This is a genomic window from Eggerthella sp. BIOML-A4 (assembly GCF_009875575.1).
Taxonomy (GTDB): Bacteria; Actinomycetota; Coriobacteriia; order Coriobacteriales; family Eggerthellaceae; genus Eggerthella; species Eggerthella lenta.
On the sequence record NZ_WWRX01000009.1, the window covers coordinates 200,923 to 216,956 of the forward strand.

Sequence of the window (16,034 nt, forward strand, 5' to 3'; positions counted from 1 at the left end):
CGATGGCGCAAGGTGCCGTGCACGAGAAGCTGTGGACCCCGGCGAACGTGGTGACGCTGCTGCGCATCTGCCTCGTTCCCGTGTTCGTAGTGGCCATCATCAGCCCTTGGCCGGAGTACTTCCCGTTCTGGGCGGACGCCGAGGCGTCGAAGCCCTGGATCGCCGCCGGCATCTTCATCCTGCTGGCCGCCACCGACGGCCTCGACGGGTACCTGGCGCGCAGCCGCGGCGAGGTGACGAACTTCGGCAAGTTCATCGACCCCTTGGCCGACAAGATCCTCGTGGCCGCCGCCCTGCTCGCGCTCATCGAGCTGGGCGTGCTGCCCTCGTGGGTAGCGCTCGTCATCCTCACGCGCGAGTTCATCGTGTCGGGCATCCGCATGGTGGCCGCCAGCCAAGGCGTGGTCATCGCCGCCAGCTGGTACGGCAAGGCGAAGACCGTCGCGCAGATCGTCGCCATCGTGCTGTTCATCGTCAAGGACAGCGTGGTGATCACCGATCCGCAGGGCGTGCTGCACAACCCCTTGTACCTCGTGTCGTGGCTGGCCATGCTGATCGCGCTGGCGCTCACCGTGATCTCGATGCTCGACTATTTCGTGAAGGCCAAGGAGATCCTCGGGTTCGCGCCGTCGGGCAAGCGCGCGAAGCGCCGTGCGGGTGCCGGAGAGGCCGCGGCTGCCGATGCGGGAGAGGACGAAGCGGGAGGGCGCGCGCTCAGCGCCCAGGAGGCCGCGAGAATCTCGCCCGAGGCGCTCGACGAGCTGGCCGGGCGCGTGCTCGAGGCGGCACGTGCCGCCGGCGCGACCGTCGGCACGGCCGAGAGCCTCACGGGCGGCCTCGTCGCCGCGACGCTCACCGACCTGCCGGGCAGCTCGGACGTCGTGCGCGGTGGCGTCGTCAGCTACTCCTCCGACGTGAAGCGCGACGTGTTGGGCGTGAGCCGCGAGACGCTCGCCTTGATCGGGGCGGTCAGCGAGGAGACGGCATGTGCCATGGCCGAAGGCGCCCGCGCCGCGCTCGGCTGCGACGTGGCGGTGTCGGCGACCGGCATCGCCGGCCCGGGCGGGGCCGAGCCGGGCAAGCCGGTGGGCACCGTGTGGATCGGGCGCGCGGACGCGTCGCTCACCTGCGCCCGCTGCTGCCATTTTCCCGGCACGCGCGAAGAAGTGCGCCTGCTCGCCGTGCGCGCGGCGCTCGAGTTCGCGCTCGAGGCGCTGGAAACGCGCTAGAACGACGTAGAAGGCGCGTCGGATCGGGTGGCGGGAAACGTGGAATTCGCGTGTCTTCGGCGTGGGAAACGCGCTGGATCGGGAGGTGCTGCGCGCTGGATGCGCGCCATCGGGACGTGAGCCGGCCGCGCTATACTGGGGTTGCAAGCTTCTTTCGCGAAAATGCTTGACCAACAAACATATGTTCGTATAATGGTAAGCGGCAAACGCTCAGCGTCTTTGGCGCTCGCGGCAGGAAGAGAAGGAACCGCATGAACGAAGAAAAATCGAAGATGCTCAAGCTGACCACCGATCAGATCGAGACCAAGTTCGGCAAGGGCTCCATCATGAAGTTCGGCGAGGGCGGTCACGACCTCAACATCGGGGTCATCCCGACCGGCGCGCTGCCGCTCGACGCGGCGCTCGGCATAGGCGGCGTGCCGCGCGGCCGCATCGTGGAGGTGTACGGCCCTGAATCGAGCGGCAAGACCACGCTCGCGCTGCAGATCATCGCGGAGGCTCAGGCCATGGGCGGCATCGTGGCCTTCATCGACGCCGAGCACGCGCTCGATCCCGTCTATGCCGCGCGCCTGGGCGTCGATATCGACGAAGTGCTCATCTCGCAGCCCGACACCGGCGAGCAGGCGCTGGAGATCTGCGACATGCTGGTGCGCTCGGGCGCCATCGACGCCGTGGTCGTCGACTCGGTGGCCGCGCTCGTGCCCCGCGCCGAGATCGAAGGCGAGATCGGCGACACCACGGTGGGCCTACAGGCGCGCCTCATGTCGCAGGCGCTGCGCAAGCTGGCGGGCTCTCTGTCGAAGTCGAACACCACGTGCATCTTCATCAACCAGCTGCGCGAGAAGATCGGCGTGATGTTCGGCAACCCGGAGACCACGACGGGCGGCCGCGCCCTCAAGTTCTTTTCCAGCGTGCGCATCGACATCCGCCGCATCGACTCCATCAAGAAGGACGGCGAGATCGTGGGCAACCGCGTGCGCGCCAAGGTGGTCAAGAACAAGGTGGCTCCGCCGTTCCGCCAGGCCGAGTTCGACCTCATGTACGGCGAGGGCATCTCGCGTGAGGGCTGCATCGTGGACATGGCCGTCGAGGCGGGGGTCGCCAAGAAGAGCGGCGCCTGGTACACCTACGGCGAGGAGCGTCTCGGCCAAGGGCGCGAGGCGGCGAAGCAGACGCTCAAGGAGAACCCGGACTTGCGCGAGGAACTCGAGACGAAGGTGCGCGAATCCTTTGAGATCCCCATCATCACGCGCTCGACCGAGGAAGCCGACGCACTCACGCCAGTGGCAAAGCCCGCGAAGAAGAAGTAGCATGCCCGAATCGCCCGAACAGCTCCGCGCGCGCCTGCGCGCGGAGATCGCCGCGATCGAGAAGGGCGTCCCGAAGCCTTCCAGGGCGCCCGACCTTCCCCACGTTCGCGAGGAGCGGGAGGATCGACGGCCGAGCCGCGCTTCGCGCTCCCTGTCTGCCAGTGCGGCCGGCGGACAGCCTTCCCGCCATGACGCCGGCGAAGTCGACGAGGATGTGCGGCTCTCCGATCCCGACGCCGCTTTCCGCAAGATCGAGCGGCTCTGCCTCGTGCGCGAGCGGGCTTCCGAGCAGCTGCGCCAGCGTCTTGCGCGCGAGGGCTTCGAGGCCGAGGCCGTCGAAGCGGCGCTCGATCGCGCGCTCGCCTGCGGCCTCGTCGACGACGGGCGCTTCGCCGACGTGCTCGTGCGCAGTCGCCTTGCCCAAGGGCGCGGCAGACGCGGCATCGCCGCCGAGCTCGAGAACCTCGGCATCGACGCGGACGGCGTCGAGGCGCTGGCCGCTGCCGACGACGACGCGGGGGAGGTCGACCGTGCGCTCGCGCTGCTCGACCGCAAGCCGCCGCGCGCGAAGAACCGCCGCGACGCCGCCTACCGCCGCCTCGCCCAGAAAGGCTTCAGCGCCTCGGTGTCATCCACCGCCGCCCGCCTCTGGTGCGAGGCGAACCCCGTCGAAGGATGAGCGCATCCGCGCCGTCGGCCGCGCCTGCGGCGGCGGCGCGGCCCTGCATTTCAGATTATTTCTTGTCAGGGCTTTTACAATTCGGGCACAACCTTTATCATATGGTATAGCTTGAATGATCGTACCTGATGAGGGTACTTCCTATAGACAAATTCATACGATGCTGCCCGTATCGCGTGCGTTCGTTCATGCCCGGTTTTTCCGGGATTTTTTATGCCTATGTTCTTTTGAATGTAACGCTCTATCGGAAACTGAAACGAAAGGGGGAGCGTATGCCCGAATTCATCTGGCTGATCATCGGAGCCGTCGTCGGCATCGCCCTCGGCTTCGTCGTCACCCGCTACCTGGTCAACGCATCCACGAAGCGAGCGGCGCAAGAGGCCGAATCCGTGGTGAACGACGCGAAACGACAAGCCGAAACGCTGCGCCGCGAGGCCATCATCGAAGCGAAGGACGAAGCTCTCAAGCTGAAGCAGGATGCGCAAGCCGAGAGCAAGGAGCGTCTGCGCGAAGTGCGTTCCGCTGAGAACCGCATCTCGCAGCGCGAGGAATCGCTCGACCGCCGCGTCGAATCGCTCGACGCGCGCGAGCATCAGATCTCATCCATGCAGGGCCAGCTCGAGCGCCGCGAACGCGATCTCGAAGAGGCCACGCGGGAGGTGAACTACCGCCTCGAGCGCGTGGCCGGCATGACGCCGGACGAGGCGAAGGCGGAGCTGCTCGACACCCTCAAGGACGAGGTGACGCACGAGTCCGCGGCCATCATCCGCGATGCCGAGGCGCGCGCGAAGGCGGAGGCCGACAAGAAGGCCCGCTCCATCCTCAGCCTCGCCATCCAGCGCGTGGCGGCCGACCACTCGGCCGAAACCACCGTGTCCACCATCCATATCCCCTCCGACGACCTCAAGGGCCGCATCATCGGCCGCGAGGGCCGCAACATCCGCTCGTTCGAGCAGCTGACCGGCACGAACCTCATCATCGACGACACCCCGGAGTGCGTGACCATCTCGTGCTTCGATCCGGTTCGCCGCGAGATCGGCCGCGTGACGATGGAGAACCTCGTGGCCGACGGCCGCATCCATCCGGCGCGCATCGAGGAGATGTTCGGCAAGGCCGAGGCGTTCGTGAACCAGCGCGTCCAGGAAGCGGGCGAGCAGGCCACGTTCGACACCGGCATCCACGACCTGCACCCCGAGCTCGTGCGCACGTTGGGCCGCCTGCGCTACCGCACCTCGTACGGCCAGAACGTGCTGAACCACTCGCTGGAGGTGGCCTACCTCTCCGGCGTCATGGCCTCCGAGCTGGGTCTGGACCCCATCCCGGCGAAGCGCGCCGGCCTGCTGCACGACCTGGGCAAGGCGGTCGACCACGAGGTGGAGGGCAGCCACGCCGTCATCGGCGCCGACCTGGCCCGCCGCTTCGGCGAGCGACCCGAGATCGTGCACGCCATCGAGGCGCACCACAACGACGTGGAGCCGTCCAGCGTGCTGGCCGTGCTCGTTCAGGCGGCCGATGCCGTGTCCGCGGCGCGTCCCGGCGCCCGCAAGGAGACGCTCGACGCCTACGTGAAGCGCCTCGAGAAGCTGGAGGAGATCGCCAGCTCGTACAAGGGCGTGGAGCGCACGTACGCCATTCAGGCGGGTCGCGAGGTGCGCGTGATGGTGGAGCCCGACACGGTGGACGAAGCCGCCACCACGGTGCTTGCGCACGACATCGCGCAGCGCATCGAGAACGAGATGCAGTATCCCGGCCAGGTGAAGGTCGTGGTCATCCGCGAGAGCCGCGCGGTCGGCGTCGCGAAGTAGGGCGCACGCGGCATGGCCGACGAAGCGCTGGAAGCCTTCATAGAGAACGTATGCGGCGACAGCCATCTCCGGGTCGAGGCCGACCTCGGGGATGGCTTCGTCCGTTTGAGGAGCGCCGAAGCCGAGCGCAGGCAGGCCGCGCACGACATCCGCTCCACCGAGGATATCGTCATCGAGATGCTGCGCAACGCCCGCGATGCGCACGCCAAGAGCATCTTCCTGGCCGTGTCGCGCGAAGGACAGCGCCGCCGCCTCGTCATGATCGACGATGGCGACGGCGTGCCGGCAGCCATGCACGAGCGCATCTTCGAGCCGCGCGTCACGTCGAAGCTCGATAGCATGCACATGGACAAGTGGGGCATCCACGGCCGCGGCATGGCGCTGTACTCCATCGCGGTCAACGCCGAGACGGCTCGCGTCGTCGCCTCTGATGCGGGCAAGGGTGCCGCGCTTGCCGTGGAGACGAACCTCGACAAGCTCGGCGAGAAGACCGATCAGTCGAGCTTCCCCGTGTTCGAGCGCACCGAATCGGGCAGCATCGCGGTGCGCGGCCCCAAGAACATCCTGCGCACCGCCTGCGAGTTCGCCATAGAATGCCGCCACGATTGCACCGTGTACCTCGGTTCGCTCACCGACATCGCGGCGACGCTGTACGCATTCGGACTGTCGTCGCTCACCTCGGCTATGCGCGCGTTCTGCGCCGATGCCTCCGAGCTGCCGGTGGCCAAGCGCTTGTCGGTGGCCGTGGATCCGGCGAGCTTCGCGGACGAGGCCGAGGCGCTGGGCCTGGTCATCTCGGAGCGCTCCGCACGCCGCATCCTGGACGGCGAGATCGCGCCGGTCGAGCCGCTGATCAACCGCGTCCGCATCGAAGGGGAGGCCGACGCGCGCCCGGCCGCGCGGCCGGCGAAGGCGCCGGCGGGAGATGCGCGCGGTCTCAGAATCGCGCCCGAAGACCTCGAATCGTTCTCGCGACGCGTAGCATGCGCGTTCTCGGATTTGGCGCGCGACTACTACCTGGAATCGGCGGTGAAGCCGGACGTGCGCGTAGGCAAGGATGGCGTGCACATCCGCATCCCGGTTGAAAAGCTACGATGACGAACCTGCTCGATAACAGCATACCCGCAGGTTGCGCACCATACCGCGAATAGGTAGAATAGCAAGGGCGTAAGAGTAACCTATCTATAGCACAACGGAATCCTAACGCAGCATACAAGACGAACCACACGGACTACCAACGACAAAGGATAGGCATGTCCACTTCCGAACAAAAGCCAGACGTTGGCTGCTTGAAGGTATCATCGAAGTCGTCGCCCGCCTCCGTTGCCGGAGCGATTGCCGGCATGGTGAAAGACGGCGTAAGCGTCGAGATCCAGGCCGTCGGCGCCGGTGCGGTGAACCAGGCGGTCAAGGCCATCGCCATCTCCCGCGGCTTCCTGTCTCCGATCGGCATCGAGATCGCCTGCGTACCGTCGTTCGCCGACATCGTCATCGACGGCGAGTACCGCACTGCCATACGCTTCACGGTGGATCCGCGCTATACGCGCGGCGTCGCGCAGCCTCTAGGCGACGATGCCCACCGTCCCGTCCCCGAGATTCGCTGAAAACGAGCCCATGCATACACCATTTACGAACTTGACGTTCTGCATCCGCACGTTCGGGTGCCAGATGAACAAGCACGACTCAGAGCGCATCGCCGGCATGCTCGAGGGCATGGGAGCGCTGCAGGTGGACGCCATCGAGGATGCCGACATCGTGGCGTTCATGACCTGCTGCGTGCGCGAAGCCGCCGACACGCGGCTGTACGGCCAGGTGGCCTCGCTCAAGAACGTCCCCTTGCGCGCCGGCACGCCGCTGTCGAAGCGCATCGTCGCTGTGGGCGGATGCATCGGCCAGCGCGATGGCGAGAAGCTGGTCGACGAGCTGAAGCACCTCGACGTGGTCTTCGGCACCCATAACCTGGGGTCGCTGCCGCGTTTGCTGGAAGCGGCGCTCGAAGAGGGCGGCCATCAGGTGGAGGTGCTCGATGCCGCGTCATCGTTCCCCACCGAGCTGCCTACGGCGCGCGAGCACGAATGGGCGGCATGGCTGCCCATCACCATCGGCTGCAACAACTTCTGCTCGTACTGCATCGTTCCGTATGTGCGCGGACGCGAGAAGTCGCGGCCGTTGGAGGACATCGTGGCCGAGGCCGAGCGCTATGTGGCCGCCGGCGTGAAGGAGATCACGCTGCTGGGGCAGAACGTGAACTCCTACGGGCGCGACCTGTACGGCTCGCCGCGCTTCGCCCAGGTGCTGGACGCGCTCGACCAGACGGGCATCGAGCGCCTGCGGTTCGCCACCAGCCACCCGAAGGATCTCAACGACGAGGTCGTCGGCAGGTTCGCCACGCTGCGCTCGCTCATGCCGGCGCTGCACCTTCCCGTGCAGTCGGGCTCGGATGCGGTGCTTGCGGCCATGAACCGCCGCTACACGCGCGATCATTACCGCGCGCTTGTCGCGAAGCTGCGTGACGACGTACCCGACATCGCGCTGTCCACCGACATCATCGTCGGATTCCCCGGCGAGACCGCCAAGGACTTCGAGGACACGTACCGCCTCGTGGACGAGGTGGGCTACCACCAGGTGTTCACGTTCATCTATTCGAAGCGCGAGGGCACGCCGGCTGCGTCTATGGACGACGACACACCGCGCGAGGTGATCCAGCAGCGTTTCGACCGCTTGGTGGATCTCGTGCAACAGCGCGCGTTCGAGGCGAACCAGCGCGATTTGGGAAGCACGGTCGACGTGCTGGTGGAAGGCGCGTCGAAGCGCGACGAGCGCCTGCTGGCAGGCAAGAGTCCGAAGAACCAGACCGTCCACGCGCCAGCGCCGGCAGGCGTGCGCGCGGAGGACCTTGCGGGCAGCACCGTGCGCGTGCGCGTGGACGAGGCGAAGACGTGGTATCTCGCCGGCGAGATCGTGGACGGGCCCGATGCTGCGGACGGGCGCTGATCCGACGGGCGGGGGAGCACCGTATCCGCTGAAGGCTCCGGCGGTCTGCGTCGTCGGGCCCACGGCATCCGGCAAGACCGACCTCGCCCAAACGCTGGCTCTCGAGCTGGGCGGAGAGGTGATCAGCGCCGACTCCATGCAGATCTACCGCGGCATGGACATCGGCACGGGCAAGCTTCCCGCGTCCGAGCGCCTCGTGCCGCATCACGGGTTCGACCTCGTCGACCCGGGCGAGCCCTTCTCCGCGGCGCTGTTCCAGAACTATGCGCGCGATCGCTTCCGTGCCATCGACGCGCGCGGCAACCGCTGCGTGCTGGCCGGCGGTACCGGTTTCTACGTGCGCGCAGCCGTCGACGACTACGACTTTCCCGCAGGCGAGCAGGTGGGAAACCCCGTTCGCGAACGCTACCAGGCCCTGGCGCGCGAGCAGGGCGCCGAGGCGCTGTGGAAGCTGCTGGCGGCGCGCGACGAGGCCAGCGCCTCCGTCATCCCGCCCGCCGACGTCAAGCGCGTCGTGCGCGCCTTCGAGCTGCTAGAGGAGGGCACGACCTACGCCGAACAGCGCGCCAAGCTCGCTCACATCCCGCAGTTGGTTCCGGCCGTCTTCTTCGGCATGGCGGTGGATCCCGACGTGCTGCGCGCGCGCATCGACGCGCGGGTGGACGCCATGGTGGAGACGGGTCTCGTGGCGGAAGTGGAAGGGCTGCTCGACAGGGGCTTTCGCGAAGGCGTGACGGCGCCGCAGGCTATCGGGTACAAGGAGATCGTGGAGGCTCTCGACGGGTTCATCTCTCTTGACGAGGCTGTGGAGCGGATCAAGCTGGCCACGCGCCGCTACGCGAAGCGGCAGCGCACCTGGTTCCGCAAGGACGCGCGTATCCGGTGGCTCGATGCGACGTCGCGCGATATTCCGTCGCTCGTCGAAGAAGCGCTCGAGCTGCTTGATGACGGCGTTGCCTGACGGTTTCTCCAGACGAAGGAACGCTTGTGATATGATACGAAGCCACGGGCACACTCCTGCCGTCGAACCGTTCAAGATCGGAGCACCTATCATGCAGACAGCGCACGCGTTTCTCTAGCGGCTCGCCGCCGCTTCCGACTGTCTTCGCACGCCGATGCCGGCGTGCTCGTCTCTGCATCGAAAGGTTGGATCCATGACGGAATTCGAATCAGTCATCACGCGGGGCATGACCCCGATCTCCGAAGAGCGCCGCGAGCGCGCCGTGCTCGTCGGCGTGGATCGCCCCGGCTCCACGTGGCCGCTGGCATCGTCGCTCGCCGAGCTCGAGCGCCTCGTGGATACGGCAGGCGCCGACGCGGTGGCCACCACCACGCAGAAGCTCGACGCGCCCAATCCGCGTACGTTCGTGGGCACGGGCAAGGCCGAAGAAGTGGCCGAGCTTGCGCGCGCCCACGCGGCCGACCTCGTCGTGTTCGACGACGAGCTGACGCCCTCCCAGCAGGCGAACCTCGAGAAGGCGATGGGCCGCGACGTGAAGGTCATCGACCGTACGGCGCTCATCCTCGACATCTTCGCCCTGCACGCCACCAGCAAGGAGGGCCGGCTGCAGGTGCGGCTCGCCCAGAACGAGTACCTGCTGCCGCGCTTGCGCGGCATGTGGGCCCACCTGGCCTCCAACCGCATGGGCGGCGGCGTGGGATCGCGCTTCGGCGAAGGCGAGAGCCAGCTCGAGGTCGACCGCCGCATGGTGCGCAAGCGCATCACGTCCATCAAGCGCGAGCTCAAGCATCTGGCCGAGGTGCGCGCCGTCCAGCGCGAGAGCCGTTACGAAAGCGGCATGTTCAAGGTGGCGCTGGCCGGCTACACGAACGCCGGCAAGTCGAGCCTGCTCAACCGGCTGACGAATGCGGACGTGCTGGCGTACGACAAGCTGTTCGCCACGCTCGACTCCACCACGCGCAAGTTCGAGCTTCCCGAGGGCCGCGAGATCACCGTCACCGACACGGTCGGGTTCATCCAGAAGCTTCCGACCACGCTCATCGAGGCGTTCAAATCGACGCTCGACGAAATCACGGGCGCCGACCTCGTGCTGCACGTGGTGGATGCCTCGTCGGACGAGTACGAGGCGCAGATCGCGGCCGTCGAGGACGTGCTCGGGCAGATACACGCGCAGGACCTGTCGCGCGTGCTCGTGTTCAACAAGTGCGACCTGCTCGGCGAGGAGCGCCTCGGCGCCCTTAAAGCGCGCCATCCGCAGGCTCAGTTCGTATCGGCGGCGACGGGGGAGGGCGTAGGCGAGCTCGTGGAGCACGTTGCCCGCGTCGCCTCGGCGCAAGACGAGCATCTCGACGTGCTGATTCCCTACAACCGCGGCGACCTCGTGTCGGTGGCGCACGAAAGATGCCACATCCTGTCGGAAACCCATGAGGAGCAGGGCACGCGCATCGTCATGCTGGCGGCTCCTTCGTTCGCGAGCATGTTCCGTCCTTACACGGTCGATTAGAGTAACTCTAAGGTAAGCGAGCCGCCCCGGGCATCGACCCGGGGCGGCTCGCTTCGTCGCAGGGTAGGCGCTTCGTTCTTGCGGTCGGTCTGCGGCGGCGCCTTATCGGACGGCGAAAGCGGGAACCGGCGCAGCGGCACGTTCGGAAAAGCCGGAAAAGCCCTGCCGAAGCGGTCGGATTGCGGCAGGGCTTCGCGGTTCGATCAAGCTGACGACCAGCGTGCGGTTCGCCGCTACAGGCGGCGGAAGACCGCGACCACCTTGCCGGCGATGGCGCAGTCGGTGGTGATGATGGGATCCATCGTGGAGTTCTCCGGCTGCAAGCGGATATGGTCGCTTTCCTTGAAGAAGCGCTTCACCGTGGCCCCGTCGTCGATGATGGCCACGACGATGTCGCCGTTGTTCGCCACGGGCTGCTCCTTGACCACGACGTAGTCGCCGTCATTGATGCCCGCCTCGATCATGCTCTCGCCGCGCACGGAGAGCAAGAACGACGGGGCGTCGCCCACGATCTCGGTGGGAAGCGACAGGGTGTCGGTGATGTTCTCCTCGGCGAGGATGGGGGAGCCGGCGGCCACGTTGCCCACGAGGGGCACGTTCACGATGTTGCTGAAGCTGGGCTGCACCACGTTGGTGGCCAGCGCGGCGTCCTCGAGCTGGTAGGTGAGGGCGATGGAGCGCGACTTGAGCGGATCGCGCTTGATGAGGCCCTTCTCCTCGAGCGCCTTCAAGTGCACGTGCACGGTGGAGGGGGAGGAGAGGCCGAGGCTCTGGCAGACCTCGCGCACGGTCGGGCCGTATCCCTTCTCCCGAATGCACTCCTCGATGCAGTCGAGCACCGCTTGCTGGCGCTTCGTCACTTTCTCGGCCATAGGTAATCCTTTCGTCGCCTCTACGCCTATCGAACAAATGTATGAAATTTCTATTGACATGAACCTTTGTTCGACCTATTATATACGCGAACAAAGGTTCTACGCAAGAGCAGGAGGCCACAAAATGAAGAATTTTGAGATGAACTGTCCCGTCGAGGGAACGTCGGCCCTTCAACCGAAGCTCGATTCGGCGCCTGCTCGACGCGCCCGCATCATAGCGTTCCCCCAGCATGCGGTTCTGCCCGACCGCGACGTGCGCGCCGTCCGCGACGGCGCCTCCATCGTTTCGGCCGTGCGCACGGGTTCGGCGCAAGGCGTGGCGTTCGGCCGAGTGCAGCGCTGGCAGGCGGTCGTCGGCGGATGCGTGTTCGCGGCGCTCGCACTCGCCAGCCTGTTCGCAGGGTTCTAGCCGAGACCTTTCCCGGCCCCGCGCGGCCGTTCCATAACCCGCAGATGCTGCGTTTCTGCGGCTGCGTAGCGCCTCCGCCACCCCGGAGGCGCGTCCGTTCGGGGGTTTACGCGCCGCTTGCGGCGTGCTAGACTCGGGCGAGCAGCCAATCATGCCGCGCCGACGCATCCTCATGCGGACGGGCGCTTCGCGAAGGAGAAACGGAACATGAAGCGATAACGAAAGCCCTTTTTCACCCCTTGCATTCATTCATCAGCCGCATCGGGTGCGCTTTCGTCATCGTTCTCGACTTCGCCTCGCGTTTCTTCCTCTTCCGATCCGTGCGGCCTTCCTTCATCGGCATCGCCGAACGCTGAGCAGAGCCACCCGTGCGCCTCTTAGACGGAGGTCGCCATGTTCGTTACCGCCCATCATCTTTCCCATACCTACGAAGGCGCCGACCAGCCTGCGCTCGACGACGTCTCGCTCGCGTTCGCGAGCGGCTGGACGGGCATCGTCGGGCCGAACGGCGCTGGCAAGAGCACGCTCGTGCACTGCATCTGCGGCACCCTGGCACCCGATCAAGGCGCCGTGACGCCCCGCGTGCGCGGCGCGGTGTGCCGGCAATCGACCGCGACGCCTCCGGAGACGCTCGAGGAGTTCGCCTGCGACTACGGTTCGACGGCGGTGAAGCTGCGCTCGCTATTGGAAATCGAGGACGAGCAGCTCTGGAGCTACGCTATGCTGTCCCATGGCGAGCGCAAGCGCATCCAGATCGCCTGCGCGCTCGCTGCGGAGCCGCAGGTGCTGGCGCTCGACGAGCCGACGAACCACCTCGACGCGCCCACCCGCGCCCTCGTCGCGCAGGCGCTCGCCTCGTTCAAGGGCGTCGGCCTGCTCGTGTCGCACGATCGCGCGCTGCTCGACGAGCTCGTGCAGTCGTGCGTGTTCGTCGAGGCCGGCCGAGCGCTCGCTATTCCGGGGACGTACACCCAGGCGCGCCGGGAGCTCGAGCTGCGCCAAGATACCGTGCGAACCGAGCGCCGGCAGGCGCGCGGCGAGCTGGCGCGTATCAAGGCCGAGAGCGTGCGGCGCGACGGCGTGGCCGCGCGATCGGCCGCCCGACGCTCGGCGCGGCATCTCGATCGACACGACCGCGACGGCCGTGCGAAGATCAAGCTCGCCGTCTATACGGGACAGGACGGCAAGGCGGGCAAGCTTTCGTCCCAGATGGACAAGCGCATAGGCGTGGCCGAGAAACGCCTCGAGGCGCTCGATGCGAAGAAGGAGCGCCGCGGCTCCCTGGAGCTGGACGCCGCGCCCGCGCCCCGCAAGGTGCTCGCCCGCCTCCCCGCAGGCAGCATACCGCTCGGCCCGGAGCGCATGCTGCATCATCCCGAGCTGTACCTGGGCAACGAGGATCGAGTCGGGCTCGTCGGCAAAAACGGGGCGGGGAAGTCCACCTTGCTCCATGCCTTGCTTCGCCGGGTGACGTTGGAGGAGGGGGTGGCGTACTTTCCGCAGGAGGTTCCCGACGACGAGGTCCGCGCGTTGCTCGTCGAGTTGCGGGCGCTCCCGACGGCCGAGCGGGGCCGCGTGCTCTCCATCGCAGCGCGGCTGGAATCGCCTCCGGAGCGCGTGTTGGACGGCGAGCAGCTGAGCCCGGGGGAGGTGCGCAAGCTCATGATCGCGCGTAGCCTGCTCTCGTCGCCTCGCCTCATCGTCATGGACGAACCGACGAACCATCTGGATATACGCTCGATCGAGGCCTTGCAGGACGTGTTGCGTCATTGCGCCTGCGCTCTCGTGCTCGTGTCGCACGACGAGCAGTTCCTCGACGCGCTCGTAGACGAGCGCTGGGTGTTCGAGGTCGAGCAGGAGAAAGGGGAGGTTGGGCTGGGCGATACTCACGTGCGCGTTGTCCGATAGGAAGGAGCGCTTCTCGTGCAGGTTTTTTGCGCGAATCCGACATGTTGATTGAACCACTATATATTGTATGTTAGGCTGAACCCAAAATCGGCAAAGGAGCAAGTATGCGTTGTCCTTCCTGCGGCAATCCAGAGTCGAAAGTGGTCGACTCGAGGCCTTCCGAAGACGGCACGGCCATTCGCCGGCGCCGCGAATGCCTCGAATGCGGACGTCGTTTCACCACCTACGAACGCCTGGGCGACAATCCGCTCATCGTCATCAAGGCTGACGGATCGTCGGAGGCCTACGACCGTCAGAAGCTCATGCGCGGCCTGCTCAACGCCGCGGCGAAGCGGCCCATCGGGCCCGAGCAGATTGCCTCGCTCATCGACAGCATCGAAGCGGAGCTGCGCAACGCCTCCCGTAACGAGATCGGTTCGAAGGATCTGGGCGATATGGTGCTCGTGCGCCTCGCCAAGCTCGACGACGTCGCCTACGTGCGCTTCGCGAGCGTGTACAAGGACTTCCGCAACGTCGAGGAGTTCGCTGCCGCATTGGAGGGATTGCGTTGATAGAGCGCGTTTCGATTCCTTTGCAGCAGATCGACCCCGACCTGCCCGTACCTGCGTACGCCTACGTCGGCGATGCCGGCGTAGATCTGCGCGCCACCTGCGACGACATCTTGAAGCCCTTCGAACGCAAGCTCGTCCCATGCGGCATCGCCGTGGCCATTCCGAGCGGGTACGCCGGGTTCGTGCTGCCGCGCAGCGGGCTGGCTATCAAGCACGGCGTATCGCTGGTCAACGCACCCGGCCTGATCGACAGCAACTATCGAGGTGAGATCCAGGCCATCCTGGTCAACCTCGATCCGCAGAGCGAGTTCGCGATCAAGCGGGGCGACCGCATAGCGCAGCTCGTCGTCATGCGCGTGCCCGATGCCGCGTTCGACGTGTGCGCGGAGCTGCCGGATACGGAGCGCGGCGCGGGCGGGTTCGGCAGCAGCGGCGTGAGTCTTTGAACCTGATCCTTCCACCCGCTTAGAGTTACTCTAAGCAAGAGCGAAAGGGGCATCGATGGACGCGAGCGAGCACGGAGCTCAAGCCGACAACACGCTGCCATGCTTCGGCATCAGCGAAGTCGCCGACATGACGGGCATCTCCGCGTTCACGATTCGCTACTACGACAAATGCGGGTTCTTTCCCGAACTGGCGCGCGATGCGCGCGGCGTCCGCACGTTCTCGCAATCGGATGTGGCTCAGCTGTACTTCGTCGATGCGCTTCGGAAAAGCGGCCTGTCGATCGAGGGCATCCAGTATTACGTGAAGTTGCAGCGCCGCGGCGCGGCGACGCGCGACGAGCGGCTGGCCATCGTGCGGGCTCAGGAGACGGTGCTCGAGTACCAGCGAGCCGAGCTCGACGAGAGCTTGAAGCGGTTGAGCGCCGCAGGTGTGGAATTGTCGACGGATAGAAAGTCTCGATGACCTTCGTGGTATAGTACTCGCCGAATCCGGTTTGAAGAACCGCGATTTCCATGACCTAGGACTCGTCCGAAGGCAAAATAGGGCCTTAGAACGGCTCTCAGAGCCTCGTTTGCAAAACCCCAGGTCAATGGCTATGAAATTTTGAGAAATAGGGAAAGAGCGCATGACTGACAACGAACATAGGCCGCCTGAGCCGCCTCAAGGGCGCGATCCCGGGCGCGAGCCTGACGATCGCAGCCGGCAGACGACGCTTAACGGCGTCCCGGTTCCGTCGTCGAACATGAACGACCTTCGCGAGCTGAAAAAGGCTCAGACGATGGTCATGGTGGCGAGCGTGGCCGGACCCGTGTCGCTGTTCATCGGCGGCGTACTTCTCAGCGGCGTGGGACTGGTCTGCGCCATCATCGCGCTCCGCAAGTTGAACAAGCTCATCGAGAAGCGCACGGACGTATCCGCGCTTGCGCAGCGTCTCAAGCGCTCGGCGATCGTCGGCATGGCCGTGTGCGGCGTGGCGTTCGCTCTCAACGCGATTTCGTTCTATCTGATGATGCCCGTAGTACTCGAGATGATGGAAAGCGGCGATTACGCGGGAGCTGTGACGGATGCCGGGATCGGTGCTGCAGGATCGACCTCGACCTGGGGATAAACTTATCCGCTGTCGAAACCGCATAAAGCGCTGCAGGTTATGCACGGAACCCGCAGCGCTTTGCTTTTTGCTTCCGAATGCTCGCCAGCCCAAACTCCCCTGACCGCTTCTCAAATATCTATTTTATTGATAATATACGTTATGTAAAGTTATACAGATATTCAGGATTTTTTCGACCAGCGTTGATTGAATTCTCGTAAGTTAACGTTTATGCAGATCAGAGGGCTGTTTACTTCTACCTTTTCAATTTCGAGGTC

At 65.7% G+C, this 16,034-nt stretch carries 16 protein-coding genes; 15 read left to right on the top strand and 1 reads right to left on the bottom strand.

The window, feature by feature from the left end; translation table 11 throughout:
• Nucleotides 1–2 precede the first annotated feature (2 nt).
• The 9 genes from pgsA (at nt 3) to hflX (ending at nt 10,482) form a co-directional block, all read left to right on the top strand.
• On the top strand, nt 3–1,229 hold the full coding sequence (gene pgsA, locus GT613_RS11160) for a CDP-diacylglycerol--glycerol-3-phosphate 3-phosphatidyltransferase (protein ID WP_009608615.1): 1,227 nt from the start codon (nt 3–5) through the stop codon (nt 1,227–1,229).
• Nucleotides 1,230–1,480: 251 nt separating this feature from the next.
• Entirely contained in the window at nt 1,481–2,539 is a 1,059-nt protein-coding gene (gene recA, locus GT613_RS11165) for a recombinase RecA (protein WP_009608605.1), read from the top strand.
• Between the two features lies 1 nt (nt 2,540).
• Nucleotides 2,541–3,218, top strand: a complete 678-nt coding sequence (locus GT613_RS11170; protein ID WP_009608696.1) for a regulatory protein RecX — start codon at nt 2,541–2,543, stop codon at nt 3,216–3,218.
• Between the two features lie 272 nt (nt 3,219–3,490).
• On the top strand, nt 3,491–5,023 hold the full coding sequence (gene rny / locus GT613_RS11175) for a ribonuclease Y (RefSeq protein ID WP_015760673.1): 1,533 nt from the start codon (nt 3,491–3,493) through the stop codon (nt 5,021–5,023).
• Nucleotides 5,024–5,035: 12 nt separating this feature from the next.
• On the top strand, nt 5,036–6,121 hold the full coding sequence (locus GT613_RS11180) for an ATP-binding protein (RefSeq protein ID WP_009608683.1): 1,086 nt from the start codon (nt 5,036–5,038) through the stop codon (nt 6,119–6,121).
• A 155-nt stretch (nt 6,122–6,276) separates the two neighbouring features.
• Nucleotides 6,277–6,627 (top strand): stage V sporulation protein S, encoded by a 351-nt coding sequence (locus GT613_RS11185; RefSeq protein WP_009608622.1) that lies wholly within the window; start codon nt 6,277–6,279, stop codon nt 6,625–6,627.
• 10 nt (nt 6,628–6,637) lie between these two features.
• Complete coding sequence (gene miaB, locus GT613_RS11190; RefSeq protein WP_009608604.1) at nt 6,638–8,017, top strand: tRNA (N6-isopentenyl adenosine(37)-C2)-methylthiotransferase MiaB; 1,380 nt, start codon at nt 6,638–6,640, stop codon at nt 8,015–8,017.
• A complete protein-coding gene (gene miaA, locus GT613_RS11195) occupies nt 7,998–8,978 on the top strand; it encodes a tRNA (adenosine(37)-N6)-dimethylallyltransferase MiaA (protein WP_009608628.1) in 981 nt (326 codons plus the stop codon). Before miaB ends, miaA begins: the two co-directional genes overlap by 20 nt.
• Before the next feature lie 193 nt (nt 8,979–9,171).
• Nucleotides 9,172–10,482 (top strand): GTPase HflX, encoded by a 1,311-nt coding sequence (gene hflX, locus GT613_RS11200; protein WP_009608635.1) that lies wholly within the window; start codon nt 9,172–9,174, stop codon nt 10,480–10,482.
• A gap of 233 nt (nt 10,483–10,715) precedes the next feature.
• On the opposite strand, the gene lexA is transcribed toward hflX, so the two are convergent.
• Nucleotides 10,716–11,354: a transcriptional repressor LexA gene (lexA, locus tag GT613_RS11205; RefSeq protein ID WP_009307021.1), complete on the bottom strand. Its 639-nt coding sequence runs from the start codon at nt 11,352–11,354 to the stop codon at nt 10,716–10,718.
• A 124-nt stretch (nt 11,355–11,478) separates the two neighbouring features.
• Here lexA and GT613_RS11210 point away from each other — a divergent pair, with 124 nt between their 5' ends.
• The 6 genes from GT613_RS11210 (at nt 11,479) to GT613_RS11235 (ending at nt 15,777) form a co-directional block, all read left to right on the top strand.
• A complete protein-coding gene (locus tag GT613_RS11210; protein ID WP_009608652.1) occupies nt 11,479–11,763 on the top strand; it encodes a hypothetical protein in 285 nt (94 codons plus the stop codon).
• Nucleotides 11,764–12,156: 393 nt separating this feature from the next.
• On the top strand, nt 12,157–13,671 hold the full coding sequence (locus tag GT613_RS11215; RefSeq protein WP_009608613.1) for an ATP-binding cassette domain-containing protein: 1,515 nt from the start codon (nt 12,157–12,159) through the stop codon (nt 13,669–13,671).
• A 104-nt stretch (nt 13,672–13,775) separates the two neighbouring features.
• Nucleotides 13,776–14,222 carry a transcriptional regulator NrdR gene (gene nrdR / locus GT613_RS11220; protein WP_009307018.1) on the top strand — a complete coding sequence of 149 codons (447 nt, stop codon included), beginning with the start codon at nt 13,776–13,778 and terminating at the stop codon, nt 14,220–14,222.
• The gene (gene dut / locus GT613_RS11225; protein ID WP_009307017.1) at nt 14,219–14,668 is read left to right on the top strand and encodes a dUTP diphosphatase; all 450 of its coding nucleotides are present in this window, start codon (nt 14,219–14,221) and stop codon (nt 14,666–14,668) included. Before nrdR ends, dut begins: the two co-directional genes overlap by 4 nt.
• A 55-nt stretch (nt 14,669–14,723) precedes the next feature.
• A complete protein-coding gene (locus tag GT613_RS11230; protein ID WP_009608699.1) occupies nt 14,724–15,131 on the top strand; it encodes a MerR family transcriptional regulator in 408 nt (135 codons plus the stop codon).
• 163 nt (nt 15,132–15,294) lie between these two features.
• On the top strand, nt 15,295–15,777 hold the full coding sequence (locus tag GT613_RS11235) for a hypothetical protein (protein WP_226843991.1): 483 nt from the start codon (nt 15,295–15,297) through the stop codon (nt 15,775–15,777).
• Nucleotides 15,778–16,034: the final 257 nt, after the last annotated feature.

Excerpts from the sequence above, each read along its gene's own strand:
- GT613_RS11180 (WP_009608683.1), top strand. The coding sequence starts at position 5,036 with ATGGCCGACGAAGCGCTGGAAGCCTTCATAGAGAACGTATGCGGCGAC.
- GT613_RS11210 (WP_009608652.1), top strand. The coding sequence starts at position 11,479 with ATGAAGAATTTTGAGATGAACTGTCCCGTCGAGGGAACGTCGGCCCTT.
- GT613_RS11185 (WP_009608622.1), top strand. The coding sequence starts at position 6,277 with ATGTCCACTTCCGAACAAAAGCCAGACGTTGGCTGCTTGAAGGTATCA.
- nrdR (WP_009307018.1), top strand. The coding sequence starts at position 13,776 with ATGCGTTGTCCTTCCTGCGGCAATCCAGAGTCGAAAGTGGTCGACTCG.
- miaB (WP_009608604.1), top strand. The coding sequence starts at position 6,638 with ATGCATACACCATTTACGAACTTGACGTTCTGCATCCGCACGTTCGGG.
- GT613_RS11170 (WP_009608696.1), top strand. The coding sequence starts at position 2,541 with ATGCCCGAATCGCCCGAACAGCTCCGCGCGCGCCTGCGCGCGGAGATC.
- GT613_RS11235 (WP_226843991.1), top strand. The coding sequence starts at position 15,295 with ATGACTGACAACGAACATAGGCCGCCTGAGCCGCCTCAAGGGCGCGAT.
- lexA (WP_009307021.1), bottom strand. The coding sequence starts at position 11,354 with ATGGCCGAGAAAGTGACGAAGCGCCAGCAAGCGGTGCTCGACTGCATC.
- hflX (WP_009608635.1), top strand. The coding sequence starts at position 9,172 with ATGACGGAATTCGAATCAGTCATCACGCGGGGCATGACCCCGATCTCC.
- rny (WP_015760673.1), top strand. The coding sequence starts at position 3,491 with ATGCCCGAATTCATCTGGCTGATCATCGGAGCCGTCGTCGGCATCGCC.
- recA (WP_009608605.1), top strand. The coding sequence starts at position 1,481 with ATGAACGAAGAAAAATCGAAGATGCTCAAGCTGACCACCGATCAGATC.
- pgsA (WP_009608615.1), top strand. The coding sequence starts at position 3 with ATGGCGCAAGGTGCCGTGCACGAGAAGCTGTGGACCCCGGCGAACGTG.
- miaA (WP_009608628.1), top strand. The coding sequence starts at position 7,998 with ATGCTGCGGACGGGCGCTGATCCGACGGGCGGGGGAGCACCGTATCCG.
- GT613_RS11215 (WP_009608613.1), top strand. The coding sequence starts at position 12,157 with ATGTTCGTTACCGCCCATCATCTTTCCCATACCTACGAAGGCGCCGAC.
- GT613_RS11230 (WP_009608699.1), top strand. The coding sequence starts at position 14,724 with ATGGACGCGAGCGAGCACGGAGCTCAAGCCGACAACACGCTGCCATGC.